Here is a 26,977-nt window from a genome sequence, read left to right as displayed (position 1 = left end):
CCCGCGCAAGGCGGGTTAAGTACCCGGTCAGCCGACCAAAGCTTTCCGGAATCGAGTTTTGACCAATGACCACTACCCAAGGCGGCAATCATTAGCTGCGGGTATCTTACAATCAAAATTAAGGACCCGATATGGAATTCTTTCATTTAATCAAGGCAACGCAGAAATCCGGCAAAGAAGATGCCGTTATCTGGTTCACGGCTAAATCAGAAGCACGAGCCAACTTGCAGCTGGATGTAGAGCTGGAAGATGCTGGCATCGAAACCGGCCGGGGGAAGGATTATAGCAAGCCTGTCCGTACCGATTTCCCTGTTTACAACGACCTGCCAGAAGAAAGCACAGTGGATTACACCTGGTGCAAACGCTACGAACTGGACGAAGACCAGCGTACGTGGAAAGTGAAGTTACAGCATGAAGTTTCATACCAGAACTCTTCTGAGCAGTCGACTTGCAGTAATACTGATACCAAAGACACAAAGATGCCTGAGCTGATCACGGTTGCTACGCTCCCACTGCGTCAGCGCATTCTGGCTCAGTTCATTTCTGACGAGTACGCCTATCACATCGACACTGAGCAGAAGAATGAAATTCAACAGCTCGAGATGGATGTCGATAACAGCTACGTTCAAAACATGCTGCTCGCTGCAGAGAACGTCGATGCGTTCAAAAAAGCGACTGAATTCGAAATTGCCAGGGTTGTTGAGGCTCTGAAGACTGTCTTCCCGTTAGACGGGAAGCGGACAGAGCTGTCTCTTGTCATTCATTTCTTTAAGACCTGGTTCAACACCGAGCATATCGATCGCGACATTCTCGTTCGCGAATGGACTGCCGGAAACCGAATTAGCAGCGTGCAGCGTACTGACGTCGGCACAAATGCAGGTGGCGGAAATGAGACAGATCGTAATTCAGGCTACACACATACGCTCGATACACTCGACAGTGAAATAGCTCTGGCCACCCTACCTGATGATTTCAATATCTACGATATCCCCGGATCTGTTTACCGTAGGGCGAAAGAAATCGTCGCAGCTAAAGAAAGCCCATTCAAGGAGTGGTCTGCCGCTCTTCGCAATACCCCTGGCATTCTCGACTATTCACGCGCATCAATCTTCGCGCTTATCAGAAGCGCACACCCGGAATATTACAAAAACCCGGGGCGCCTCAGCGGATACATCAGTGCCAATCTGACTGAAAGCGATCATGGAAAACCAACAGCCGAAACGCTGGCTGCAGCGCGGCACAATCCAGAGGTGAGCTGGGAAAGTGAAGTTAACGAGCAGATTGAAGCGGAAAAAGCATCGTTAGCAACGCAGCCGCAGGTCACGAACCTTGGCGATGGCATGTTCACTATCGATAACCTGATGAACGAAAAACAAACACAGAACGATGACCGTTCACCGGTTACAGCGGAGACCACCAGCGATGTGCAGATGGAAACGACTCAGCCAGAGAAAGTCGAAAATACTGATCCGGTACAACCAGGCGAAGGCGCTGATGCAGCTAATACGCAAGCAGTTACCGTAGCGCCGGAAGAGCAGCTGTCAGAGCCAGTAATCGAATACCCGGCTTACTTCGAGCCTGGCCGCTACGAAGGTCTGCCGAATGATGTTTATCACGCAGCAAACGGCATTAGCTCAACCCAGGTGAAAGATGCCCGCGTCAGCCTGATGTACTTTAACGCGCGCCATGTGGCTAAAACCATCCCGCGAACAGCATCCAAAGTGCTCGACATGGGAAACCTGGTGCATGCTTTAGCACTGCAGCCTGAAAATCTCGAAGCAGAGTTCAGCGTAGAACCTGAGATCCCGGAGGGAGCTTTCACCACCACCGCAACTCTGCGCGAGTTCATCTACGCGTACAACGCCAGCCTGCCGGCGCTGCTAAACGCTGACGAGATTAAAGCGTTGCTTGAAGAACATAACGCGTCCCTTCCCGCTCCAGTGCCGCTTGGCGCCAGCCTGGAAGAAACGGCTCAAAGCTATATGGCTCTCCCTGCTGAGTACCAGCGTATTGAAGAAGGCCAGAAGCAAACGGCAACGGCAATGAAGGCATGTATCAAAGAGTACAACGCCACTCTGCCGTCGCCGGTTAAAACCAGCGGCAGCCGTGATGCGCTACTCGAGCAATTAGCGATCATCAATCCTGATCTGGTGGCGCAAGAAGCGCAGAAACCGACACCGCTGAAAGTGTCCGGTACCAAAGCAGACATGATCCAGATAGTTAAATTAGTTAAGCCCGATGCCATATTCGCCGACGAACTGTTGGATGCCTGGCGCGACAACCCTGGCGAAAAGATTCTGGTTACCCGCCAGCAGCTGGCCACAGCGCGGGCAATTCAGTCCGCACTACTGGCGCACCCGACCGCGGGCATGCTGCTGACACATCCAAGCCGCGCCGTTGAAGTGAGCTATTTCGGTTTCGACGACGAAACCGGATTAGAAGTGCGTGTACGCCCTGACCTCGAGATTGAACTGGACGGCGTGCGCATCGGCGCTGACCTGAAAACCATCAGCATGTGGAATGTGAAGCAAGAAAGCCTACGCGCCAGGCTGCACCGGGAAATCATAGACCGAGACTATCACCTCAGCGCGGCTATGTATTGCGAGACCGCTGCGCTGGACCAGTTCTTCTGGGTTTTCGTCAACAAAGACGAGAACTACCACTGGATCGCCATAATCGAGGCGTCAACCGAACTGCTGGAACTGGGCATGCTCGAGTACCGCAAAACGATGCGTGCCATCGCAACCGGATTCGACACAGGCGAATGGCCAGCGCCGATCACTACCGATTACACAGATGAACTAAACGATTTCGACCTGCGCCGCCTCGAAGCGCTGCGCGCTCAGGCTTAAGGGGGATTTATGCATAACACAAACGTTACCGTTGCTGACCAGAACACCGTTATTAACTCCAACGTGGCTTTGTTCGATTCCCAGTATCTGAACGCCATCAGCACGTTCGCGCAGATTATGGCCCAGGGCACCGCTACTGTACCTAAGCACCTGCAGGGCAATCAGGCCGATTGCATGGCTGTAGCGATGCAAGCGGCACAGTGGCAGATGAATCCCTTTGCCGTGGCCCAAAAAACGCACCTGATTAATGGTGTACTCGGGTATGAAGCGCAGCTGGTTAATGCCGTGATTTCGCGCAGCGGCGTGCTGGCAAGTCGTTTTGAATATGAGTGGTACGGGCCATGGGAAAAGGTCGTTGGGAAATTCCATATCCGTAAAGGAGACAAAGGCGAGTACCGCGTCCCGGGCTGGACCCTGGCTGACGAAGCCGGGATCGGCATCATTATCCGCGCAACGCTTAAAGGCGAAGATCAGCCAAGAGAACTCGATTTGCTGCTGGCTCAGGCCCGTACCCGAAACTCTACCCTTTGGGCTGACGACCCTCGCCAGCAGCTGGCGTACCTGGCCGTCAAACGTTGGGCGAGACTGTTCTGCCCGGATGTGATTCTGGGCGTTTATACCCCTGATGAACTCGATGATCGTCGTGAAGAACGAGAGGTAAACCCGGCACCGGCGCAGCACGTTAGCCTTGCAGACATTTCAGGTGACAACGTAACTACTACTCAAACGGCTCAGGAATCAGCTCAAAACATCGATGCACTTGCTGATGATTTCCGTGACCGCATCGAGGCGGCTCAGGATGTGGATAGCGCTAAAGCTCTGCGAGCAGATATTGAAACCGTGAAAGCAACGCTGGGTTCTGCCCTATTCACTGAGCTGAAAAACAAGGCCGTGAAGCGTTATTACCTTGTTGATGCCCGGAACAAAGTCGAAGCAGCCATCAATTCCTTGCCACCTTCAGATGAGCCCGATGCAGCTGCGCGGTTCGCAGAAGTAGAGCGCGTTCTTGCATCGTCTAAACGCCATCTGGGCGACGAATTGCATGGTCAGTTCAGCATCACCCTGGCGGATATGAAACCGGAATACGTGGACTAACGAGATCGGGAGGGGAAACCCTCCCTCAAGGAGAAGAAATGCGACTGATTAATCGAGGCAGTAAGCAATCCCCTTTAGCTCGCCAGGCATGTGAAATCGCACTCGCAGCCCACCAGCAAAGATATGGTGACTATGGGCGCAGCAAGATGAAAGAGACCTATACGGTGAAAGTGGAAGGCGTGAAGGTCTGGGTTGAAGTGGTCAACTGCAAGGCAAGCTACGTGGCCACAGCAATGACCGGCATGCGCCGACTGCGTTCCCTGCCCGGCCAGGCAAACTGAAACTGAAATATCAACGACTAAAGACCGGCATATCTATACTCATGCCGGTTACCTGAGGTGAACCATGTCGCAGGTAATTTACGATTCAGAATGGGGCGTTGCTTCAAAACTAAAAGAGAAGACAGGCCTTACAGATCGTCAGATTAAAAGCTATCGCCAAACCTCATGGGTAGAAGGTGTTCATTTTAAGAGAATCCCATTGGATGGAAGCAGCTCCGAAGAGCGAGGACTTGTCTGGTACAACATCCCAAACATTAACAGGTTTGTGAAGGAGGCATAATGGCTGCAATGCCAACGGGTGTTGAGATCCACAACAATAAGATACGAATAAGTTTCAAGTTTCAGGGCGTTAGATGTCGAGAAACATTGAAAGGATGGATCGTGAATGCTTCGAATCTCAAAAAAGCCGGGAATCTAAGGGCCAAAATTGTAAGCGAGATTCAGCTGGGCACTTTTGACTACCGGGGCGTGTTTCCGGAGTCAAAGGTAGCAGCAAAGTTTTATGCATCTAAAAATATTACGACGTTCGCCGAACTTGCATCAACCTGGTATGAAAACCATAAAATCGATCTCTCCCCCAATGCCACAAGAAGCTATGGGATAGCTGTAAGAACGTTAACAAAACTAATCGGCCCTGAAACGCTGGTTGCATCCATCACCAACAGCGACATTCTGGGCTGGAGAAAGGAATTACTGACTGGCGAGACTAACTATGCTCCCGAAAAGAGGAGAAATAAAACCGGCCGCGCCGTTAGAACAGTAGATTATTATCTGGCCATCCTGCGACAAATCCTCGACTATGCGGTTAAAAATAAAGTCATTTCATATCAACCATATGTCGGGATAAAAAGGCTTCGCAAAGGGCAAACAAAACCAGATCCGCTTCTTAGACATGAGTTTGAGCAGTTGAAAGAGACGGCTCCGGCTCAGCAGAAAAACATGTGGCAATTTTTCGCTTATACCGGCGTTCGGCCCGGGGAGCTTTGCGCTCTTGCCTGGGAGGATATCGATCTTAATTCCGGCGAAGCTACGATTGCACGCAATCTAACTCAGGAAGGTTTGTTTGGACCACCCAAAACCGAAGCTGGATACCGGACGATAAAGTTACTGGAGCCGGCTCTGGAGGCTTTGCGAGCTCAAAAGGAGCTAACGGGAAGTGCCCCTAAGGTACCAATCACTTTTCACCACCGGGAGTTCGGTAAAACGGAAACGCAAAAGCTGCACTTTGTGTTTATGCCTCGACCTCAGAAAGGCAAGCAAGCTGCGTACTATTCAGTCAGCTCAATTGTGTCACTATGGAACATTACAGTAAGACGATCGGGCATTCGTCGCAGACGCCCCTATCAGTTGCGTCATACATATGCGTGCTGGATGTTGTCGGCAGGTGCTAATCCTGCTTTTATAGCGAATCAGATGGGTCATGAGAATGCAGAGATGGTCTTCCATGTATACTCTGCGTGGATAAATGCTCTCGATAGCGATCAGGTATCATTTTTGAATCAGCGCTTTGGCGGATATGCAAATGCCCCTATAGTGCCCCTGAAGGTAAAAACAAAGTAGTTAATTACTTGATTTCCCGGTGATATTTAATGAAAAAGCTGTTTGTGCAGTTTTATCTTTTGCTGTTTGTCTGCTTCCTGGTCATGACCATGCTGGTCGGGCTGGTCTATAAATTCACCGCCGAACGTGCGGGCAGGCAGTCGCTGGACGATCTGATGAAAAGCTCGCTCTATCTGATGCGCAGCGAGCTGAGAGAGATCCCGCCGCACGACTGGGCGAAAACCCTCAAAGAGCTCGATCTGAACCTGTCGTTCGATTTACGCATCGAGCCGTTAAAAGATTTTGAGCTGGACCCGCCCGCCATGCAGCGTCTGCGCGACGGGGACATCGTCGCGCTGGATGAGAAATACACCTTTATCCAGCGTATTCCGCGCAGCCATTACGTACTGGCCGTCGGGCCGGTGCCCTATCTCTACTATCTGCACCAGATGCGTCTGCTGGACATGGCGCTGATGGCCTTTATCGCCATTTCGCTCGCGTTTCCGGTCTTTATCTGGATGCGCCCGCACTGGCAGGACATGCTGAAGCTGGAATCCGCCGCGCAGCGTTTTGGCGAAGGGCATTTTACCGAACGCATTCACTTCGACAGCGGTTCCAGCTTTGAACGTCTGGGGGTGGCCTTTAACCAGATGGCCGATAACATCAATGCCCTGATCGCCAGTAAAAAGCAGCTGATCGACGGGATTGCCCACGAGCTGCGCACGCCGCTGGTTCGCCTGCGCTATCGCCTGGAGATGAGCGAGAATCTGACGGAAGCGGAGTCTCAGGCGCTTAACCGCGACATCGGCCAGCTTGAGGCGCTGATTGAGGAGCTGCTGACCTACGCGCGCCTCGATCGTCCGCAAAACGAACTGAACCTCAGCACGCCGGACCTGCCTGCCTGGCTGCAAACCCACATCGATGACGTTCAGAGCGTGAACCCGCAGCGCACGCTGTTAACGCGCGTCACGCCGGGTGATTACGGCGCGCTCGATATGCGCCTGATGGAGCGCGTGCTGGACAATCTGATGAACAACGCCATGCGCTACAGCGAAAGCACGCTACAGATTGGGCTGGATTTGCAGGGCAATCAGGCCAGTCTGACGGTGGAGGATGACGGTCCGGGGATTGCCCCGGAAGCGCGAGAAACCGTGTTTGAACCGTTTGTCCGACTCGACCCCAGTCGCGATCGCGCCACCGGCGGATGCGGCCTGGGGCTGGCGATTGTTTACTCTATCGCGCAGGCGATGGGCGGCACGGTGCATTGCGAAGAGAGCGAGCTCGGCGGCGCGCGCTTCTGCTTTAGCTGGCCGGTATACCATAACATCGCCCTTCCCGTCCCTGCCTGACTTCAACAGCACGCTGGCCTGACCCGGCGTGCTGTGCTATATGATAAGTATGTTGTAACTAACGAGAGTGCTTATGGCGACCTACGATCTCCTCGAACGGCTGAACAGCACGTTTCGGGAAATAGAACACGAGCTCCTGACCCTGACAGAACGTTTGCAGAGCTGCCGTCTGCTGGCCGCGCGCGTCTTTACCCTGCCCGAGGTTGCCAAAGGGGCCGAGCACGACCCGCTGGACACCATCGCGGTTGAACAGCACATCGGCAGCGCCGCCCTTGAGCTGACGCTGAAGCACTATCGCCGCCTGTTTATCCAGCAGCAGTCAGAAAACCGCAGCAGTAAGGCCGCCGTGCGTCTGCCTGGCGTGATCTGCCTGCAAACCGATGCGACAACGCGCGACGCGCTGGAAAGCCAGATTACCCACATCAACACCCTGAAAGCGGCCTTTGAAAAGATCGTTACCGAAGAGTCCGGCCTCGCCCCTGCCGCCCGGTTTGAATGGGTGCACCGTCAGCTTCCGGGGCTGATTACCCTGAACGCCTATCGCACGCTGACGGTACTGCGCCACCCCGCCACGCTGCGCTTCGGCTGGGCGAATAAGCACATCATTAAAAACTTCACCCGGGATGAGATTCTGGCGCAGCTGGAAAAAAGCCTGAGGACGCCGCGCACCGTCGCGCCGTGGTCGCGCGAGCAGTGGATTGAGCGCCTGGAGCAGGAGTACCACAGCATCGCCTCACTCCCGGCGGACGCGCGCCTCAAGATAAAGCGTCCGGTGAAGGTACAGCCTATCGCCCGCGTCTGGTATTCCGGCCAGCAAAAACAGGTTCAGTATGCCTGCCCTACGCCGCTGATTGCGCTCTATGATGCCGATCGGGGGGCCATCGTGCCGGATATTGGTGAGCTTTTGAATTACGATGCGGACAATGTCCAGCACCGTTACAGACCTCAGGCGCAGCCGCTGCAGCTGATTATTCCGCGGCTGCACCTGTACGTGGCGGGATGACTATTTCAGGCTGCCGACCATCGCTTCCGGGCGAACCCAGGCGTCGAACTCCGCCTCCGTCAGATAGCCCAGCGCCAGGGCGGAGGCTTTCAGCGTCAGCCCCTCTTTGTGCGCTTTTTTAGCGATCTCGGCGGCCTTGTCGTAGCCGATATGGGTATTCAGCGCCGTCACCAGCATCAGGGATTCATTGAGCAACTGGCTGATACGTTCGCGATTCGGCTCAATCCCTACCGCGCAGTGCTCGTTAAAGCTCTCCATTCCGTCCGCCAACAGACGAATCGATTGCAGAACGTTGTGGATCACCATCGGGCGATAGACGTTCAGCTCGAAGTTGCCGGACGCACCGCCCAGGTTGACGGCTACGTCGTTGCCCAACACCTGACAGCAGAGCATGGTCATGGCTTCGCACTGGGTCGGGTTCACTTTACCCGGCATGATGGAGCTGCCCGGCTCGTTTTCCGGAATACTGATTTCACCGATGCCGCAGCGCGGACCCGAGGCCAGCCAGCGCACGTCGTTGGCGATTTTCATCAGCGAGGCCGCCAGCCCTTTCAGCGCGCCGTGGGTGTGGACCAGCGCATCGCAGGTCGCCAGCGCTTCGAACTTGTTGGGCGCCGTGACGAACGGCTGCCCGGTGATGTTTGCCAGCTCCTCCGCCACGCGCACCGCGTATTCTGGATGGGTGTTTAACCCGGTCCCGACCGCCGTCCCGCCGAGCGCCAGCTCCGCCAGGTGCGGCAGGCTGTACTCAATATGCTTCAGGTTATGTTCCAGCATCGCCACCCAGCCGGAAATCTCCTGGCCGAGCGTCAGCGGCGTGGCGTCCTGCAGGTGCGTACGGCCAATTTTGACGATGTCGCGGAAGGCCTGCGCTTTCTCGTTGAGCGTGGATTTCAGCACGTTGAGCTGCGGGATAAGCTGCTCGCGGATAGCGATGACCGCCGCCACGTGCATCGCCGTCGGGAAGACGTCGTTAGAACTCTGGCTTTTGTTGACGTCATCGTTCGGATGGACCTTACGCTCCATGCCGCGCACGCCGCCCAGCAGTTCGCTGGCCCGGTTCGCCAGCACTTCATTCATGTTCATGTTGCTCTGGGTGCCGGAACCGGTCTGCCAGATGGCGAGGGGGAATTCGTCGGGATGCTTGCCCGCCAGCACTTCGTCGGCGGCGTTGATGATGGCGGTCGCTTTGTCTGCCGTCAGCAGGCCTAAATCCTGGTTCACTTTCGCGGCGGCGCGTTTGGTGAGCGCCAGCGCCTGAATCAGCGAGACGGGCATTTTTTCGGTCGAAATACGGAAGTGCTCCAGCGAACGCTGGGTTTGCGCGCCCCAAAGCTTGTCGGCCGGGACGTCGATGGCGCCCATCGAATCTTTCTCATGGCGTACCGTGGTCATTACTTTCTCCTTGATAACAAAAGAGGGATTGCTCACATGCTTAAGGGATAAGTATTGATGACTTCTGAGAAACGATATGGCGCTTTGTGCGCTCTTTTTGGTGTCGGGTTTCGGCTGCGCCTTACCCGAGCTACGAGAATATAGGCCGGGTAAGCGTCAGCGCCACCCGGCAATTTACAGAATTACTTCACGCACGCCGAACACTGGGACGACTGGATCTGCTTGAAGAAGTCGTTGCCTTTGTCATCCACGAGGATAAACGCCGGGAAATCTTCCACTTCAATTTTCCAGATCGCTTCCATACCCAGTTCCGGGTATTCCACGCACTCCAGGCTCTTGATGCTGCCCTGCGCCAGAACCGCAGCCGGGCCGCCGATGCTGCCGAGGTAGAAGCCGCCGTGCTTGTGGCAGGCGTCCGTCACCTGCTGGCTGCGGTTGCCTTTCGCCAGCATGATCATGCTGCCGCCGTTGGCCTGCAGCTGGTCAACGTACGAGTCCATACGCCCTGCCGTGGTTGGGCCTAACGAGCCGGACGCGTAGCCTTCAGGCGTTTTTGCCGGGCCTGCGTAGTAGATCGGATGATCTTTAATGTACTGCGGCAGACCTTCGCCGTTGTCCAGACGCTCTTTCAGCTTCGCGTGCGCGATGTCGCGGCCCACGATGATCGTGCCGTTCAGCGAGAGACGGGTCGAGACCGGATACTGCGAAAGCTGCGCCAGAATCTCTTTCATCGGACGGTTCAGGTCGACGCGAACCGCTTCCCCCTCGCCCGCTTTGCGCAGCTCTTCCGGGATGTATTTGCCCGGATTGTTTTCCAGTTTTTCGATCCACACGCCTTCGCGGTTGATCTTCGCCTTGATGTTGCGATCCGCGGAGCAGGACACGCCCATCCCGACCGGACAGGAGGCACCGTGACGCGGCAGACGGATCACGCGCACGTCGTGGGCAAAGTATTTGCCGCCAAACTGCGCGCCGAGGCCCAGGTTACGCGCTTCTTCCAGCAGTTCCTGCTCAAGCTGCACGTCGCGGAACGCCTGGCCGTGCTCGTTACCTTCGGTAGGCAGGCCGTCGTAGTATTTGGTTGAGGCCAGCTTGACGGTTTTCAGCGTGCTTTCAGCCGACGTACCGCCAATCACAAACGCGATATGGTACGGCGGGCACGCTGCGGTGCCGAGGGTGCGCATCTTCTCAACCAGGTAGTTCTTCAGCTTGCCCGGGGTGAGCAGCGCCTTGGTTTCCTGGTAGAGATAGGTTTTGTTGGCTGAACCGCCGCCCTTGGCGATACAGAGGAATTTGTACTCGTCACCGTCGACGCTGTAGAGATCGATCTGTGCCGGCAGGTTGGTGCCTGTGTTGACCTCTTTGTACATATCCAGCGCCGCGTTTTGCGAGTAGCGCAGGTTATCTTCGGTGTAGGTGTTGTAGACGCCGTGCGCCAGGGCCGCTTCGTCACCGCCGCCAGTCCAGACGCGCTGGCCTTTTTTACCGACGATGATCGCCGTGCCGGTGTCCTGACAGGTAGGCAGAACACCTTTCGCGGCGATGTCTGAGTTACGCAGGAACTGCAGGGCAACGTATTTATCGTTTTCGCTGGCCTGCGGGTCGCTGAGAATATCGGCAACCTGCTGCTGGTGCGCTGGGCGGAGCATAAACGAGGCGTCGTGGAAAGCGTGCTGCGCCAGCAGCGTCAGCGCCTGCGGATCCACCTTGAGGATCTCTTGTCCTTCAAACTCAGAGACGGAGACGTGATCGCGGGTTAACAGGTAATACTCGGTCCGATCCTTACTGAGGGGGAAAGGATCCTGATAATGGAAGGGTTTATTCGACATTGGTCTCTCACTTACTGCTTCGGTCTGTTTATTCAGGGCAGATGTTCCGCTGCCCGGCTTAAAAGCGAGTCAGCTTATCCTACACAATTTTTTAACAAAAACTGAGACTAGTACGACTTTTTACATCCACAGGTTACTTCCATGAGGTTTATTGCTTTAATACCTGGAGTTAATTCCACAATTGAATCAGGGCTTGATAATGCAAAAACTCATTAACTCAGTGCAAAACTACGCCTGGGGAAGTAAAACTGCGTTAACGGATCTCTACGGTATCGCGAACCCGAACAACCTGCCGATGGCAGAACTGTGGATGGGGGCGCACCCGAAGAGCAGCTCAAAAATTGAAGACGCCAGCGGCCAGGTTCGCAGCCTGCGTGACGTGATTGACGCCGATAAAGCCGCGCTGCTGGGCGACAAGGTGGCTCAGCGCTTCGGCGAACTGCCGTTCCTGTTCAAGGTGCTGTGCGCCGACCAGCCGCTCTCCATCCAGGTTCACCCGAACAAGAAAGCCTCTGAAATCGGCTTTGCCAAAGAGAACGCGGCGGGAATTCCTTTAGACGCCGCCGAGCGTAACTACAAAGATCCTAACCACAAGCCGGAGCTGGTCTTTGCGCTGACCCCGTTCCTCGCGATGAACGCGTTCCGCGAGTTTTCAGAGATCGTTTCCCTGCTGCAACCGGTCGCGGGTGCCCACAAGTCTATCGCCCACTTCCTTGAAAACCCGAACGCGGACGCGCTGAGCCAGCTGTTTGCCAGCCTGCTGAATATGCAGAGTGAAGAGAAATCTCACGCGCTGGCGGTGCTGAAAGCGGCTCTGGGCAGCCAGCAGGGTGAACCGTGGGAGACTATCCGCCTGATCTCCGAATTCTACCCGGACGACAGCGGCCTGTTCTCCCCTCTGCTGCTGAACGTGGTGAAGCTCAACCCGGGCGAAGCGATGTTCCTGTTCGCTGAAACCCCGCACGCCTACCTTCAGGGCGTGGCGCTGGAGGTGATGGCCAATTCCGATAACGTGCTGCGCGCGGGCCTGACGCCGAAATACATCGATATTCCTGAACTGGTTGCCAACGTGAAGTTTGTGGCGAAACCTGCCGCGGAGCTGCTGACTCAGCCGGTGAAAAACGGCGCAGAGCTGGACTTCCCAATTCCGGTTGAGGATTTTGCTTTTTCCCTGCACGACCTGAGCCAGGCCGAAACCGCCATCGCGCAGGAAAGCGCGGCGATTCTGTTCTGCGCCGAGGGCGAAGCGACGCTGCGCAAAGGCGAACAGCGTCTGGTGCTTAAGCCCGGTGAGTCAGCATTCGTTGCAGCCAATGAATCTCCGGTCAGCGTAAGCGGCGCCGGTCGCCTGGCGCGCGTTTTCAATAAGCTTTAAGCACTTACTGAATTTTTTAACAACTCTTGCTAAGCTAGTTGCAGGCTTAATATCTCCAGGCGGTTTTTACCGCCTGGTTTCATTTTAGGGATAGTCGCAATGAAAAAATCGGTCGTAGCGGTTGGAGTGATTGTAGCGTTAGGCGTGGTCTGGACGGGGGCCTCCTGGTTTACCGGGAAACAGCTGGAAGGCCGTCTGGCTGAGATGGTGGCGCAGGCTAACGGAGAGATTAAGCGCAGCGCGCCGGAGGCGGGCCTGGAGCTGAGCTACCAGAATTATCATCGCGGCGTGTTTACCAGCCGTATGCAGCTGGTGGTAAAGCCAGTGGCCGGTGCTGAAAACGGCTGGCTGAAACCGGGTCAGAGCGTGGTGCTGGACGAGGTGGTGAGCCACGGTCCGCTGCCGCTGGCGCAGCTGAAGTCCTTTAACCTGATCCCGTCGATGGCGTCCGTTCATACCGTGCTGGTGAATAACGACGTCACCAAACCGCTGTTTGACCTGGCAAAGAATGAATCGCCATTCGACATTAATACCCGCATCAGCTATGCCGGTGACACGAGCTCCGATATTGCTCTGAAAGCGCTGAACTACGAGAAAGAGAATGAGAAAGTCGCCTTCAGCGGCGGTCACTTCAAACTTGACGCTGACCGCGACGGAAACGTGTTCTCCCTGACGGGTGAAGCGGAAAGCGGCCTGGTCAATGCCGTGAACGAATATAACCAAAAGGTTCAGCTCACCTTCAGCAACCTGAAAGCCGACGGCAACAGCCGAATGACCGATTTCCAGGAGCGTATCGGCGATCAAAAACTGTCTCTCGACAAGGTTGCCATTGCGGTTGAAGGAAAAGAGATGGCCGTGCTGGAAGGTATGGACGTCAACGGCAAATCCGACGTTTCCAAAGACGGTAAAAGCATCAACACGCAGCTGGATTACACGCTGAAGAGCCTGAAAGTGCAGAATCAGGATCTGGGCACCGGCAAGCTGTCGCTGAAGATCGGCAATATCGACGGCCAGGCGTGGCACGAGTTTAGCCAGAAATACAGCAAAGAGAGCCAGGCGCTGCTGACCGATGCCGCACTCCAGCAGAACCCTGAAGTGTACCAGCAGCAGGCGATGGCGGTGCTGTTCAACAACCTGCCTGTCCTGCTGAAAGGCGAGCCGGTGATCACCGTTGCGCCACTGAGCTGGAAAAACAGCAAAGGCGAAACCAGCTTTAACCTGTCTCTGTTCCTGAAAGATCCGGCAACCGCAACGGGCGAGCCGCAGACGCTGGCCCAGGAAGTGGATCGCAGCGTGAAGTCGCTCGACAGCAAGCTGACCATCCCGATGGATATGGCGACCGAGTTTATGACCCAGATTGCGAAGCTGGAAGGCTACGGCGATGAAGACGCTGGCAAGCTGGCGAACCAGCAGGTGAAAGGTCTGGCGGCCATGGGCCAGATGTTCCGCATCACCAAAGTGGAAAACAACACGATTTCCACCAGCCTGCAGTATGCCAACGGCCAGGTAACGCTCAACGGCGACAAGATGCCGCTGGAAGACTTCGTCGGCATGTTTGGTATGCCGACGCTGGGGATGCCGGAACCGGCTGAACCGGCTGAACCCGCAGCGCCAGCCGAACCGGCGGCACCGCAGCAGTAAACGTCAAAACCCCTCGCATGAGGGGTTTTTTATTGCCGGGTGGCGCTGACGCTTACCCGGCCTACGATCCCGAGCCGTTGTTGGCCCGTGCAAGCGCAGCGCCGCCGGGCGATGTGCAGCGGAGATTATTTCACCGTCACCAGCCGCGCCGCCACAATCTGGTGTCCGGCCTGAACGTCCGTGTTGTCGATGCGCTGCATGATCCTGTCCGCCAGCGTGTAGCCCATCTCTCGCGCAGGGGTGGTAGCCCAGACGATCGGCAGATCGTCGAGCGCGTTTTCACCGACATCGGCGAACGCTCCCAGCGCCACCTGATGGCCGAAGAAGGTTTCCACCCCGCCCTCGCCGCTCTGACGCCCGGCGCGGATCAGGCCAAACCAGGCGCCCATAGCAATCACGTCGTTGTAGCAAATCACGGCGCTGATCGTCGGACTGCTGCGCAGCAGCGCGCCTATCGCTTCCGCCGCTTTCTTCTGGCTGGATTCACATTCCACGACCCATTCGCTGTGGAACGGCAGGCCGTATTTTATTAGCGTCGCGCAGTAGCCGCCGACCCGTTCGGCGCGCGTCAGGGACGAGCTTTTCCCACCCAGCCAGGCAATGCGCTGATGCCCGCGACGAATAAGATGCTCGGTCAACATTTGCGCGGCCTGCATGTTATCCGGTCGCAGCGTATCGGCCTCGTCCAGATAGCTGGCACGCGAAGCAAACACCAGCGGCACGCCTTTTTCGGCGGCGCGCTCGCACAGCTCGCTGCCCACGCCCGACGCTCCGGCGACGATTACCCCGTCAACACCCTGATTCAGCAGCATATCGAGCCGGGAGAGAAGCTGATCGGCCTCGCGACCGCCGTGCAGAAGAAAGACCATCCGCCCCTGCGCTTCAAGCGCTTCGGTTAACCCGGCGGTCAGCTCCGCATAGAAAGGTGACGTCAGGTCGCGGACAATCAGGCCAATCACCCCGCTTTGCCCGCCGCGCAGCGCCGACGCCTGACGGTTACGGACAAAACCCAGCTGCTCAACCGCCTCGTTCACCCGCTGACCGGTCGCAGGAGAGATGCGCCCTTTTCCGCTTAGCACCAGAGAAACGGTGCTGACGGAAACGCCCGCCGCCAGCGCGACATCGTTGATGGTGATTTTTTTCGCTACAGCCATGTGTTGGCGTGACTCCCTGAAATGAGATCGGTAAAACGTTTTATCAATACGTTATCTTTATACTACCAGTCAAAGCCTGAGAATGTGATTTAGCGCGCACTAAACTTTGATAAAACGTTTTATCTTCTCGCAGCATTGAAGCAGGCAAACTGATTTTAACAATAAAGGAGTCGTTTTATGACGGCGAAAGCAGCACAAAAAATATCGCTGTGGGAATTTTTCCAGCAACTGGGCAAAACCTTTATGCTGCCCGTGGCACTCCTCTCGTTCTGCGGGATTATGCTCGGGATCGGCAGCTCGCTGAGCAGTAAAGACGTCATCACGCTGATCCCGTTCCTCGGTGCCCCGGTGCTGCAGGCGATCTTCATCTGGATGAGTAAAGTCGGCTCCTTTGCGTTTAGCTTCCTGCCCGTCATGTTCTGTATCGCTATCCCGCTGGGCCTGGCGCGCGAGAACAAAGGCGTCGCGGCGTTTGCCGGGTTTGTGGGCTACGCCGTGATGAACCTGGCGGTTAACTTCTGGCTGACCGCGAAAGGCATTTTGCCGACCACCGACGCTGCCGTACTTAAAGCCAACAACATTCAGAGCGTGATCGGTATCCAGTCTATTGATACCGGGATCCTCGGGGCGGTGATCGCGGGTGTGATTATCTGGATGCTGCACGAGCGCTTCCACAATATCCGGCTGCCGGATGCCCTGGCCTTCTTCGGCGGTACCCGCTTTGTACCGATTGTTACCCTGGTAGTGATGGGTCTGTTCGGTTTAATCATTCCGCTGATCTGGCCGGTCTTTGCGATGGGCATCAACGGTATTGGCCGCATCATCAACGGCGCGGGAGATTTCGGTCCGATGATCTTCGGCACCGGCGAGCGTCTGCTCCTGCCGTTTGGCCTGCAGCATATCCTGGTGGCCCTGATTCGCTTCACCGAAGCGGGCGGTACGATGGAGGTGTGCGGTCACGACGTGAGCGGCGCGCTGACCATCTTCCAGGCGCAGCTGAGCTGCCCGACCACACACGGCTTCTCCGAAAGCGCCACCCGCTTCCTGTCTCAGGGTAAAATGCCTGCCTTCCTCGGCGGCCTGCCGGGTGCCGCGCTGGCGATGTACCACTGCGCGCGCCCGGAAAACCGTCATAAAATTAAAGGTCTGCTGATTTCCGGCGTGATCGCCTGCGTCGTGGGCGGTACCACCGAACCAATCGAATTCCTGTTCCTGTTCGTCGCACCGGTGCTGTACCTCATCCACGCGGTGCTGACCGGTCTGGGCTTTACCGTGATGGCGGTGCTGGGCGTGACCATCGGCAACACCGACGGCAACGTGATCGACTTCGTGGTGTTCGGGATCCTGCACGGCCTGTCCACCAAGTGGTACCTGGTGCCGGTCGTGGCGGCTATCTGGTTTGCGGTTTACTACGGCATCTTCCGCTTCGCCATCACCCGCTTTAACCTGAAAACGCCTGGACGCGATACCGATACGGCGAGCAGCGTTGAACAGGCGGTTGCCGGGACCGTGGGCAAATCCGGCTATAACACACCGGCCATTCTGGCGGCGCTGGGCGGCGCGGATAACATCACCTCGCTGGATAACTGCATCACCCGCCTGCGTCTGTCGGTGGCGGATATGTCAAAAGTGGATACCAACGCCCTGAAAGCCAACCGGGCCATCGGCGTGGTACAGTTAAATCAGCACAATTTGCAGGTGGTTATCGGCCCGCAGGTCCAGTCGGTGAAGGATGAGCTGGCAACCCTGATGCGAACAGTTGAAGCCTGATGCCTCAGCCCCCTCTCATGAGGGGGTTTTACTTTAAGGACTCACGTCATGTTTGATTTTTCTACCGTCGTGGATCGACACGGCACCTGGTGTACGCAGTGGGACTACGTCGCCGACCGCTTTGGCGCGGCCGATTTGCTGCCTTTCACCATCTCGGATATGGATTTCGCCACCGCGCCCTGCATTACCGACGCGCTGCATCAGCGCATCAATCACGGCGTGCTGGGCTACAGCCGCTGGAAGAACGATGAGTTTCTCGCCGCCGTCGCGCACTGGTTCCAGCAGCGCTTTAACAGCCAGATTGATACGGAAACCGTCGTTTATGGTCCTTCCGTTATCTACATGGTGTCAGAGCTGATTCGTCTCTGGTCACACCCCGGCGACGGCGTAGTGGTGCACACCCCGGCATACGACGCGTTTTACAAAGCTATTGAAGGGAATGCGCGTCATGTGGTGCCCGTGGAGATGGAAAAGCACGCAGCAGGCTGGCAGGGAAATATGGCGGCGCTGGAAGCGGCCCTGGCGAAACCTGAAAACAAAATTTTACTGCTTTGCAGCCCGCAAAACCCAACCGGCAAGGTCTGGACGCGGGACGAGCTGACGCACATGGCTGGACTGTGCGCACGCTATGACGTGGCGGTTATCAGCGATGAAATTCATATGGATATGTTGTGGGGAGAGCATCGTCACACGCCGTGGAGCGCGGTGGCGCGCGGCAAATGGGCGCTTCTCACCTCCGGCTCGAAAAGCTTTAATATTCCGGCGCTGACGGGCGCTTACGGACTGATTGGCGATGAACAGAGCCGTAACGGTTATCTCAGCGCGCTAAAAGGCCGGGACGGACTCTCTTCCCCTTCCGTGCTGGCGCTGACGGCGCATATCGCCGCCTATCAGCAGGGAGCGCCGTGGCTGGATGCCCTGCGGGGCTATCTGGAAGAGAATCTGATGTATATCGCGCAGGAAGTAAACCGCGCCTTTCCGAAGCTGAACTGGCAGCCGCCCGAAGCAACCTATCTGGCCTGGATTGACCTGCGTCCGCTGAATATTGACGATCGGGCGCTGCAAAAAGTACTGATCGAGCAGCAAAAAGTCGCCATCATGCCGGGATATACCTACGGCAAAGAGGGAAATGGCTTTGTTCGCCTGAACGCTGGCTGTCCGCGCAGCAAGCTTGAACAGGGGGTGCAACGCCTCATTGCCGGAATTAACGCACTCCTCTAATCAATTTGCGCAACGGAATATTCCCTTGCGCAAATAGCTTTTTACCCCGTTTTGTTTTTATAATATGGCGCACTTTAACCAGAAAAGAGTGCGACCATGATTGATACACGCCTGCCTTTAACTGATATTCATCGTCACCTTGACGGTAACATTCGTGCCCAAACCATCCTCGATCTTGGCCGCCAGTTCAATTTAACGCTTCCTGCTCAGACGCTTGAGTCGCTGATCCCTCACGTACAGGTAACTTCCAATGAACCGGACCTGGTCAGCTTCCTGAGCAAACTCGACTGGGGCGTGAAGATGCTGGCCTCGCTGGATGCCTGTCGCCGCGTGGCGTTTGAGAACATTGAAGATGCGGCCCGTAACGGCCTGCATTACGTCGAGCTGCGCTTCTCGCCGGGCTATATGGCGATGACCCACAGCCTGCCCGTTGCAGGCGTGGTGGAAGCCGTGATTGAAGGCGTGCGCGAAGGGTGTAAAACCTTCGACGTTCAGGCCCGTCTGATTGGCATTATGAGCCGTACGTTCGGCGAAGCCGCCTGCCTGCAGGAGCTTGAAGCATTGCTGGCCCATCGCGATGCCATCACCGCCGTCGATCTGGCCGGTGACGAGCTGGGCTTCCCGGGCAGTCTGTTCCTCTCCCACTTCAACCGCGCGCGCGATGCCGGCTGGCACATTACCGTACATGCGGGTGAAGCGGCTGGCCCGGAAAGCATCTGGCAGGCCATCCGCGAGCTGGGCGCCGAGCGTATCGGTCACGGCGTGAAGGCGGTAGAAGATCGCGCCCTGATGGATTTCCTGGCGGAGCAGCGTATCGGGATTGAGTCGTGCCTGACGTCTAACATTCAGACCAGCACCGTGGCAACGCTGGCGCATCATCCGCTGAAAACGTTCCTTGAGCACGGCGTGCTGGCCTCGCTGAACACTGACGACCCTGCGGTTCAGGGCGTGGATATCATCCACGAATACAACATCGCCGCACCGCAGGCGGGTCTGAGCCGTGAGCAGATCCGTCAGGCGCAGATCAACGGGCTGGAGATCGCCTTCCTGACGCCCGAAGAGAAGCAGGCACTTAAAGATAAAGTGGCTCGCGGTTGAGCATTTGCCGGGTAGCGGCTACGCCTTACCCGGCCTACAACAGCCCTTATTGCTTATGCCAGACAGAGCGTGGCGCGATGTTTGGCAGATTCAATACCCAGCTCAATCAGTTCCATAATCTGAATCGCCTGGCTGGCCGAAACCGGATTTTCGCCCGTGCCGTTCAGCGCATCGCGAATGCCCGCATAATAGGCCGGATAGTTGCCCGGGATCGTCAGCAAGGTCTCCTCTACTAGTTCCTCACCTTCCACCCGCGTGACCACGCCGTCGCGCATATCATAGCCCCAGTCTTCCTGCGGCAAACGTTCACCGCTTTTCAGCCGGTCCTCCTGCGGATCGAGGCCAAACTTCACGTAGCTCCCGCGCGTGCCGTGAATGATGTAGCGGGCAGATTCCGCGGCCGCGACCATCGTGCCGTTCAGCACAATCCGCCGCTGCGGGTAGCTGAGCACCGCGTGGAAGTAATCGGTCGTCTGCGCTCCGGGCCGGAGCTGGGCCAGATCGACCGTCATGCTCACCGGCAGACCAAAAAGATTGACGGCCTGATCCAGCAGATGCGGGGCTAAATCGTACCAGATGCCGCTGCCCGGACCGGCCTGCTCGCGCCAGCGGTTTCGTACCTGCGGACGGAAGCGGTCAAAGTGCGATTCAAAAAAGAGGATCTCCCCTAGCGAGCCTTCACTGAGAAGCCTTTTTACCGTCAGAAAGTCGCTGTCCCAGCGGCGGTTATGGAATACCGACAGCAGCCTGCCCAGACTTTTTGCCAGCGCATCCAGCTCGCGAGCCTGAGACAACGTGACGGTAAAGGGCTTATCGACTACCACGTGCTTACCGGCTTCAAGCGCGGCCTTTGCCAGCGGGAAGTGGGTGTCGTTCGGGGTGGGGATAACGATTAAATCAATATTTGGATCGTTGAAAAGGTGTTTTGGCTCAGAGACAACCGGCACGGAAGGCCAGTCGGCATGGACTTTAGCGGCATCGCTGCTGGATACCGCAGCCAGGGTCATCCCCGGCGTCCCGGCTATCAGAGGCGCATGAAACGTTTTGCTTGCATACCCGTAGCCGATAAGCCCAACGCGGATATTATCACTCATAGTGCCGTCCTCTTTTATGACGTTCTTATTTCACACTGGCTAGTCTGGCATTACCACAGATTAATAATGTGCCATATGACTTAAAATAGCAGGTCGTAGGGGTTGTTTTTGTTACATAGTATTAACCCACTGATTTTGTTTAAGGGAACCGTTCCCAAAGCACTTGCCGTCGGGGAAACGTCGCTGTAACATTTGCGACCTGTATTTATGGATAAAGTACAACTACGAATCATGACGTCAATTATTAATCGAATCATTGAATTAGCGGGATGGATTGTCCTTGGGGTTTCGGTCATTTTGCTGGGCGTTGCCAGCCATATCGATAACTACCAGCCGCCGGAGCCTGTCACAGTCGCCCAACCTAAGTAACCGGTTACTGCAATAAAGAGTGACATAATATGTCAGTTACTTATTGCCAGCCCTGGTGAACACGGTTAACCTTCTCTTCCAGGCATCGTCTGATGCCTGAATTTCAGCAAAGAAAACTCCTAATTTCGTCGCGTTACCTGAGTGGGCTGTTTACGTCTTTATTAATCCGTTTATTATTCGAACGAATTACCTTAACTGGTATTACTCACTTTTATATGGAAACTTATTAATATGACAGTTCAGGACTATTTATTAAAATTTCGCAAGATCAATTCGCTTGAGAGCCTGGAAAAACTGTTTGACCATCTGAACTACACCCTGTCGGATAATCAGGACATCATTAATATGTATCGCGCCGCTGACCATCGCCGTGCGGAGCTGGTTTCCGGAGGTCGTTTGTTCAACGTGGGTGAAGTGCCTAAGTCCGTATGGCGTTACGTTTTATAAGAAAGTAGCCATCCGCGCGAAATGTTATATACTCTCCGCCCTGCAAACTGGCTATACAACATTTCGCGCAGATTATGGGAGAGTTCATGACCGCAACGCCTGGAGATCGCATTGGAGGCTGGTTAATCGCCCCACTGGCATGGCTGCTGGTTGCCTTATTAAGCGCTTCACTTGCGCTGCTGCTGTATACCACCGCACTGATTACCCCTCACGCCATCCAGACCCTGATGTCGCAAAGCGTGCTGAATATTGCGATGTGGTTTGTGTCGTTCGTTTTCGCGATTGGTATGTGGTACTACACCCTGTGGTTGACCATCGCCTTCTTTAAGCGCCGCAAAAGTGTACCTAAACACTACATTATCTGGCTGCTGATTTCGGTTCTGCTGGCGGTGAAAGCCTTTGCTTTTTCGCCCGTATCAGACGCTCTGGCCGTTCGTCAGCTGCTTTTCCCATTGCTGGCGGCCGCGCTGCTGGTCCCCTATTTCAAGCGTTCGACGCGGGTAAAAAACACCTTCGTGAACCCGTAATAACCTTACAGATAACCTGTTGTCGCCTGCGTGAGTTTGTCCGATAATAGGCGGCTTTTTTATTTCAGGCTAAATAATGACCGATTACTTACTGCTCTTTGTCGGCACCGTGCTGGTTAACAACTTCGTTCTGGTGAAGTTCCTTGGCCTGTGCCCGTTTATGGGCGTGTCCAAAAAGCTGGAAACGGCGATGGGCATGGGGCTGGCGACAACCTTCGTCATGACGATGGCGTCCATCTGCGCGTGGTTGATTGATACCTGGATCCTCATCCCGCTGGGGTTAATCTATCTTCGTACGCTGGCTTTTATTCTGGTCATTGCGGTTGTTGTGCAATTTACTGAAATGGTGGTGCGTAAAACCAGCCCGGCCCTCTATCGCCTGCTGGGTATCTTCCTGCCGCTGATCACCACCAACTGCGCCGTTCTCGGCGTTGCGCTGCTGAACATCAACCTTGGCCATAACTTTATGCAGTCGGCGCTGTACGGTTTTTCCGCCGCCGTCGGTTTCTCATTTGTTATGGTCCTGTTCGCGTCGATTCGCGAGCGTCTGGCGGCAGCGGATATCCCTGCGCCCTTCCGCGGTAACGCGATTGCGCTGGTGACCGCGGGTTTAATGTCTCTGGCCTTTATGGGCTTTAGTGGTCTGGTGAAGTTGTAATGAATGCTATCTGGATTGCCATCGCCTCTATCAGCGTCCTGGGGTTGGTGTTTGGCCTTATCCTGGGTTACGCCTCCCGCCGTTTCGCGGTAGAGGACGATCCCGTTGTTGAAAAAATTGATGAGCTTTTGCCGCAAAGCCAGTGCGGGCAGTGCGGCTACCCGGGCTGCCGCCCCTATGCCGAAGCGGTAGGCATTCAGGGTGAAAAAATTAACCGCTGCGCCCCCGGCGGCGAAGCGGTGATGCTGAAAATCGCGGCCCTGCTTAACGTCGATCCGCAGCCCGTTGATGGCGATGCGGAGGTGCAGGAGCCGGTTCGCGCCCTCGCCGTGATCGACGAGGCAAACTGCATCGGCTGCACCAAATGTATTCAGGCCTGCCCGGTTGACGCCATTGTCGGCGCCACCCGCGCCATGCACACCGTCGTGGCGGATCTGTGCACCGGCTGTAACCTCTGCGTGGCCCCCTGCCCGACGCAATGTATCGAGCTGCGCCCGGTTGAAACGACTACCGAAAGCTGGAAGTGGGATCTTCAAACCATTCCGGTTCGCATCATTCCTGTGGAACAACATGCTTAAGTTATTTTCTGCTTTCAGAAAAGAGAAGATTTGGGACTTTGACGGCGGTATCCATCCGCCAGAGATGAAAACCCAGTCCAACGGCACGCCGCTGCGTCAAATTCCGCTGGCGACGCGTTACGTCATGCCGCTCAAACAGCATATTGGTGCTGAGGGCGAGCTGTGCGTGAAAGAAGGCGATACGGTTCTTCGCGGTCAGCCGCTGACCTTTGGCCGTGGACGTATGCTGCCGGTGCACGCCCCTACCTCCGGTAAAGTGGTGGCGATTGCCCCTCATACGGTGGCTCATCCGTCCGCGCTGTCGGAGCTGAGCGTGATCATTGAAGCCGACGGCGAAGACCGATGGATCGATCGTGACGGCTGGAGCGACTACCGCTCCCACAGCCGCGAAGCCCTTATCGAGCGAATTCATCAGTTCGGCGTCGCCGGGCTGGGCGGCGCGGGCTTCCCGACTGGCGTTAAGCTGCGCGGCGGTGGCGATAACATTCAGACGTTGATTATCAACGCCGCCGAGTGCGAGCCGTATATCACCGCCGACGATCGTCTGATGCAGGACTGTGCCGCTCAGGTAGTGGAAGGCATCCGCATCCTGGCGCACATTCTGAAGCCGCGGGAAGTGCTGATTGGTATCGAAGACAATAAACCACAGGCCATCTCGATGCTGCGCGCCGTGCTGGCGGGCAGTCATGATATTAGCCTGCGCGTTATCCCGACCAAGTACCCTTCTGGCGGCGCAAAACAGCTGACGCAAATTCTCACCGGCAAGCAGGTCCCGCACGGCGGACGCTCTTCGGATATCGGCGTGCTGATGCAAAACGTCGGCACCGCCTATGCGGTGAAGCGCGCGGTGATTGACGGCGAGCCGTTGACCGAGCGCGTGGTGACGCTGACCGGGGAATCGATTTCTCGTCCGGGCAACGTCTGGGCGCGTCTGGGTACGCCGGTGCGCCATCTGCTGGAACAGGCTGAATTTTGCCCGGCCAGCGACCAGATGGTGATCATGGGTGGCCCGCTGATGGGCTTTACGCTGCCGTGGCTGGACGTTCCGGTAGTGAAAATCACTAACTGTCTGCTCGCTCCTTCCCCCACCGAAATGGGTGAAGAGCAGGAAGAGAAAGGTTGCATCCGCTGCAGCGCCTGTGCCGATGCCTGTCCGGCGGATCTGCTCCCGCAGCAGCTGTACTGGTACAGCAAAGGCCAGCTGCACGACAAGGCAAAATCCCATAACCTGGCCGACTGCATTGAATGCGGCGCCTGCGCCTGGGTCTGCCCAAGCAACATTCCGCTGGTGCAATACTTCCGTCAGGAGAAGGCCGAGATTTATGCCATCTCCATGGAAGAAAAACGCGCCGCAGAAGCCAAGGCACGTTTCGAAGCGCGTCAGGCGCGACTGGAGCGCGAAAAAATCGCCCGTCAGGAACGCCATAAGCAGGCCGCCGTTCAGCCTGCCGGGAAAGATCAGGATGCGATCAACGCCGCACTGGCGCGCGTTCGCGAGAAAAAAGCCGATGCCGCCCAGACGGTGGTGATCCAGGCCGGGGAAAAACCGGATAACAGCGAAGCGATTGCCGCCCGCGAAGCGCGAAAGGCTGCGGCTCGCGCGCGTCAGGCGGAAAAAGCGCAAACGGTTCAGGCAGATACTGAGATCGACCCGCGTAAAGCGGCCGTTGAAGCGGCGCTAGCCCGGGCCAAGGCCCGCAAAGCTGGAGAGCAGCAGGTAGTCGTCGAGCAAGAAGCGGTCGACCCACGTAAAGCCGCCGTCGAAGCAGCGATTGCCCGCGCCAAAGCCCGCAAGGCTGCGCAGCAGGCGCCAGAGGCAGTATCAGAAGCACCACCGGTCGACCCGCGTAAAGCCGCCGTCGAAGCAGCGATTGCCCGCGCCAAAGCCCGTAAGGCTGCGCAGCAGGAAGAGCAGCCGCAGGCCGCCAACGATGACCCGCGCAAGGCCGCCGTCGCCGCCGCCATTGCGCGCGTTCAGGCGAAGAAAGCCGCACAGCAAGCCGTAAACGAGGATTAAATGGTTTTCAGAATCGCAAGTTCCCCTTACACCCACAACCAGCGTCAGACATCGCGCATTATGATGCTGGTCTGCCTGGCCGCGCTGCCGGGCATTGCCGTTCAGTGCTGGTTTTTCGGCTGGGGAACCCTGTTCCAGATAGCCCTGGGCTGCGCCAGCGCCGTCGCGGCGGAAGCACTCGTCCTGAAGCTGCGTAAGATGGCTGTGTCACGCATTCTGGCTGACAACTCCGCGCTGCTGACCGGCCTGCTGCTCGCCATCAGTATTCCGCCGTTTGCCCCGTGGTGGATGGTCGTGCTCGGTACCGTGTTTGCCGTGATCATTGCCAAACAGCTGTACGGCGGGCTCGGCCATAACCCGTTTAACCCGGCGATGATTGGCTACGTGGTGCTGCTAATCTCCTTCCCGGTGCAGATGACCAGCTGGCTGCCGCCGCACGAGATTGCGGCCACGGTTCCGGGCTTTATGGATGCCCTGCACGTTATCTTTACCGGCCATACGGCGCTCGGGGCTGATATGAACGCCCTGCGCATGGGCGTGGACGGCATCAGCCAGGCGACGCCTCTCGATACCTTTAAAACGTCCCTGCATGCCGGGCACAGCGTTGATCAGATCATGAAATCCGCGATTTACAGCGGCATGCTGGCAGGTGCAGGCTGGCAGTGGGTCAACCTGGCGTATCTGCTGGGCGGCCTGTTCCTGCTGCAGCAAAAAGCCATTCGCTGGCATATTCCGGTCAGCTTCCTCGTGACGCTGACGGTTTGCGCGACGCTGGGATGGGTCTTCTCTCCTGAATCACTCGCCAGCCCGCAGATGCATTTGCTCTCCGGTGCGACCATGCTAGGTGCCTTCTTTATCCTGACGGATCCGGTCACGGCGTCAACGACTAACCGCGGCCGCCTGATCTTCGGCGCGCTGGCGGGCCTGCTGGTATGGCTCATCCGCAGCTTTGGCGGTTACCCGGACGGCGTCGCGTTTGCCGTCCTGCTTGCCAACATTACCGTTCCGCTCATCGACTATTACACGCGTCCGCGCGTGTACGGCCATCGCTAAGGGTTTCGCCATGTTAAAAACGATGCAAAAGCACGGCGTCACGCTGGCTGTCTTCGCCGCGGTTCTCACCGGGCTGACGGCCCTGGTTAACACGTTAACCAAAACGACCATCGAAGAGCAGGCTTCAAAGCAGCAAAAGGCGCTGTTCGATCAGGTGATCCCGTCAGATTTCTACGATAATGACCTGCAAAAGAGCTGCTTTGTGGTAGACGCGCCGCAGCTTGGGAAAGGCCCACACCGCCTCTTTATTGCCCGCAAAGGGGATAAACCGGTAGGCGCGGTGATGGAAGCGACGGCGCCCGACGGCTATTCCGGCGCCATTCAGCTGCTTGTTGGCAGCGATTTCTCCGGCACTATTCTGGGTACTCGCGTGACGGAACATCATGAAACGCCGGGCCTGGGCGATAAAATTGAAACCCGTCTGAGCGACTGGATTTTGCACTTCGCCGGTAAAGTTATCCATGGCGAAGGGGATACCGCGTTTGCGGTGAAGAAAGATGGCGGCGAGTTCGACCAGTTCACCGGCGCGACCATCACGCCGCGCGCCGTGGTGAACGCCGTAAAACGAGCCGGGCTGTATGCTGAAACGCTGCCCGCGCAAATCAACAATCTTCCGGCCTGTGAGGAGTAAT

The 26,977-nt window shown here is 56.5% G+C and carries 24 protein-coding genes; 20 read left to right on the top strand and 4 right to left on the bottom strand.

What is annotated here, in order from left to right:
• Window positions 1-131: 131 nt before the first annotated feature.
• The 7 genes from NWV12_RS09555 to tus all read left to right on the top strand — a co-directional run bounded on the left by NWV12_RS09555 (window position 132) and on the right by tus (window position 8,119).
• On the top strand, window positions 132-2,852 hold the full coding sequence (locus NWV12_RS09555; protein WP_101744515.1) for a RecE family exodeoxyribonuclease: 2,721 nt from the start codon (window positions 132-134) through the stop codon (window positions 2,850-2,852).
• Between the two features lie 9 nt (window positions 2,853-2,861).
• Window positions 2,862-3,947 (top strand): RecT family recombinase, encoded by a 1,086-nt coding sequence (locus NWV12_RS09550; protein ID WP_047647991.1) that lies wholly within the window; start codon window positions 2,862-2,864, stop codon window positions 3,945-3,947.
• A 38-nt stretch (window positions 3,948-3,985) separates the two neighbouring features.
• Window positions 3,986-4,228, top strand: a complete 243-nt coding sequence (locus NWV12_RS09545; RefSeq protein ID WP_048979543.1) for a DUF4060 family protein — start codon at window positions 3,986-3,988, stop codon at window positions 4,226-4,228.
• Window positions 4,229-4,292: 64 nt separating this feature from the next.
• Window positions 4,293-4,508 carry an excisionase family protein gene (gene xisR / locus NWV12_RS09540; protein WP_047647992.1) on the top strand — a complete coding sequence of 72 codons (216 nt, stop codon included), beginning with the start codon at window positions 4,293-4,295 and terminating at the stop codon, window positions 4,506-4,508.
• Window positions 4,508-5,788 (top strand): site-specific integrase, encoded by a 1,281-nt coding sequence (locus NWV12_RS09535; protein WP_048979541.1) that lies wholly within the window; start codon window positions 4,508-4,510, stop codon window positions 5,786-5,788. Before xisR ends, NWV12_RS09535 begins: the two co-directional genes overlap by 1 nt.
• 29 nt (window positions 5,789-5,817) lie before the next feature.
• Entirely contained in the window at window positions 5,818-7,116 is a 1,299-nt protein-coding gene (gene rstB / locus NWV12_RS09530; protein ID WP_033145344.1) for a two-component system sensor histidine kinase RstB, read from the top strand.
• Window positions 7,117-7,189: 73 nt separating this feature from the next.
• A complete protein-coding gene (gene tus, locus NWV12_RS09525; RefSeq protein WP_048979540.1) occupies window positions 7,190-8,119 on the top strand; it encodes a DNA replication terminus site-binding protein in 930 nt (309 codons plus the stop codon).
• On the opposite strand, the gene fumC is transcribed toward tus, so the two are convergent.
• Both fumC and fumA read right to left on the bottom strand, forming a co-directional pair.
• The gene (gene fumC, locus NWV12_RS09520; RefSeq protein WP_029740298.1) at window positions 8,120-9,514 is read right to left on the bottom strand and encodes a class II fumarate hydratase; all 1,395 of its coding nucleotides are present in this window, start codon (window positions 9,512-9,514) and stop codon (window positions 8,120-8,122) included.
• A gap of 182 nt (window positions 9,515-9,696) precedes the next feature.
• The gene (gene fumA, locus NWV12_RS09515; RefSeq protein ID WP_029740299.1) at window positions 9,697-11,343 is read right to left on the bottom strand and encodes a class I fumarate hydratase FumA; all 1,647 of its coding nucleotides are present in this window, start codon (window positions 11,341-11,343) and stop codon (window positions 9,697-9,699) included.
• A 199-nt stretch (window positions 11,344-11,542) separates the two neighbouring features.
• Between fumA and manA the strand changes: the two genes are divergently transcribed.
• Window positions 11,543-12,718 carry a mannose-6-phosphate isomerase gene (gene manA / locus NWV12_RS09510; RefSeq protein ID WP_048979539.1) on the top strand — a complete coding sequence of 392 codons (1,176 nt, stop codon included), beginning with the start codon at window positions 11,543-11,545 and terminating at the stop codon, window positions 12,716-12,718.
• Between the two features lie 99 nt (window positions 12,719-12,817).
• Window positions 12,818-14,359 (top strand): YdgA family protein, encoded by a 1,542-nt coding sequence (locus tag NWV12_RS09505; RefSeq protein WP_048979538.1) that lies wholly within the window; start codon window positions 12,818-12,820, stop codon window positions 14,357-14,359.
• A 125-nt stretch (window positions 14,360-14,484) separates the two neighbouring features.
• On the opposite strand, the gene NWV12_RS09500 is transcribed toward NWV12_RS09505, so the two are convergent.
• Entirely contained in the window at window positions 14,485-15,513 is a 1,029-nt protein-coding gene (locus NWV12_RS09500) for a Mal regulon transcriptional regulator MalI (RefSeq protein WP_023311457.1), read from the bottom strand.
• A gap of 177 nt (window positions 15,514-15,690) precedes the next feature.
• Between NWV12_RS09500 and malX the strand changes: the two genes are divergently transcribed.
• The 3 genes from malX to add all read left to right on the top strand — a co-directional run bounded on the left by malX (window position 15,691) and on the right by add (window position 19,602).
• On the top strand, window positions 15,691-17,283 hold the full coding sequence (gene malX / locus NWV12_RS09495; protein WP_048979536.1) for a maltose/glucose-specific PTS transporter subunit IIBC: 1,593 nt from the start codon (window positions 15,691-15,693) through the stop codon (window positions 17,281-17,283).
• Window positions 17,284-17,331: 48 nt separating this feature from the next.
• A complete protein-coding gene (locus NWV12_RS09490) occupies window positions 17,332-18,504 on the top strand; it encodes a MalY/PatB family protein (RefSeq protein ID WP_048979535.1) in 1,173 nt (390 codons plus the stop codon).
• Window positions 18,505-18,600: 96 nt separating this feature from the next.
• Window positions 18,601-19,602: an adenosine deaminase gene (gene add / locus NWV12_RS09485; protein WP_033145337.1), complete on the top strand. Its 1,002-nt coding sequence runs from the start codon at window positions 18,601-18,603 to the stop codon at window positions 19,600-19,602.
• Between the two features lie 53 nt (window positions 19,603-19,655).
• On the opposite strand, the gene NWV12_RS09480 is transcribed toward add, so the two are convergent.
• The gene (locus NWV12_RS09480; RefSeq protein ID WP_101744514.1) at window positions 19,656-20,696 is read right to left on the bottom strand and encodes an oxidoreductase; all 1,041 of its coding nucleotides are present in this window, start codon (window positions 20,694-20,696) and stop codon (window positions 19,656-19,658) included.
• Between the two features lie 243 nt (window positions 20,697-20,939).
• On the opposite strand from NWV12_RS09480, the gene blr reads away from it, so the two are divergent.
• The 8 genes from blr to rsxG all read left to right on the top strand — a co-directional run bounded on the left by blr (window position 20,940) and on the right by rsxG (window position 26,976).
• Window positions 20,940-21,065, top strand: coding sequence for a division septum protein Blr (blr, locus tag NWV12_RS09475; RefSeq protein ID WP_168112406.1), 126 nt, complete (start codon window positions 20,940-20,942; stop codon window positions 21,063-21,065).
• 231 nt (window positions 21,066-21,296) lie between these two features.
• Window positions 21,297-21,512, top strand: a complete 216-nt coding sequence (gene ydgT, locus NWV12_RS09470) for a transcription modulator YdgT (protein WP_013096896.1) — start codon at window positions 21,297-21,299, stop codon at window positions 21,510-21,512.
• 86 nt (window positions 21,513-21,598) lie between these two features.
• On the top strand, window positions 21,599-22,039 hold the full coding sequence (locus NWV12_RS09465; protein WP_029740310.1) for a DUF2569 domain-containing protein: 441 nt from the start codon (window positions 21,599-21,601) through the stop codon (window positions 22,037-22,039).
• 76 nt (window positions 22,040-22,115) lie between these two features.
• Entirely contained in the window at window positions 22,116-22,697 is a 582-nt protein-coding gene (gene rsxA / locus NWV12_RS09460) for an electron transport complex subunit RsxA (protein ID WP_014883581.1), read from the top strand.
• Window positions 22,697-23,275, top strand: coding sequence for an electron transport complex subunit RsxB (gene rsxB, locus NWV12_RS09455; RefSeq protein WP_023311378.1), 579 nt, complete (start codon window positions 22,697-22,699; stop codon window positions 23,273-23,275). Before rsxA ends, rsxB begins: the two co-directional genes overlap by 1 nt.
• Window positions 23,268-25,292 carry an electron transport complex subunit RsxC gene (gene rsxC / locus NWV12_RS09450; protein ID WP_048979531.1) on the top strand — a complete coding sequence of 675 codons (2,025 nt, stop codon included), beginning with the start codon at window positions 23,268-23,270 and terminating at the stop codon, window positions 25,290-25,292. Before rsxB ends, rsxC begins: the two co-directional genes overlap by 8 nt.
• Window positions 25,293-26,345 (top strand): electron transport complex subunit RsxD, encoded by a 1,053-nt coding sequence (rsxD, locus tag NWV12_RS09445; protein WP_048979528.1) that lies wholly within the window; start codon window positions 25,293-25,295, stop codon window positions 26,343-26,345.
• Between the two features lie 10 nt (window positions 26,346-26,355).
• On the top strand, window positions 26,356-26,976 hold the full coding sequence (gene rsxG, locus NWV12_RS09440) for an electron transport complex subunit RsxG (protein WP_048979524.1): 621 nt from the start codon (window positions 26,356-26,358) through the stop codon (window positions 26,974-26,976).
• Window position 26,977: the final 1 nt, after the last annotated feature.

This window comes from Enterobacter sp. Crenshaw (genome assembly GCF_024734705.1).
Classification (GTDB): domain Bacteria; phylum Pseudomonadota; class Gammaproteobacteria; order Enterobacterales; family Enterobacteriaceae; genus Enterobacter; species Enterobacter asburiae_B.
This window is presented reverse-complemented; position numbering and strand designations above follow the sequence as displayed.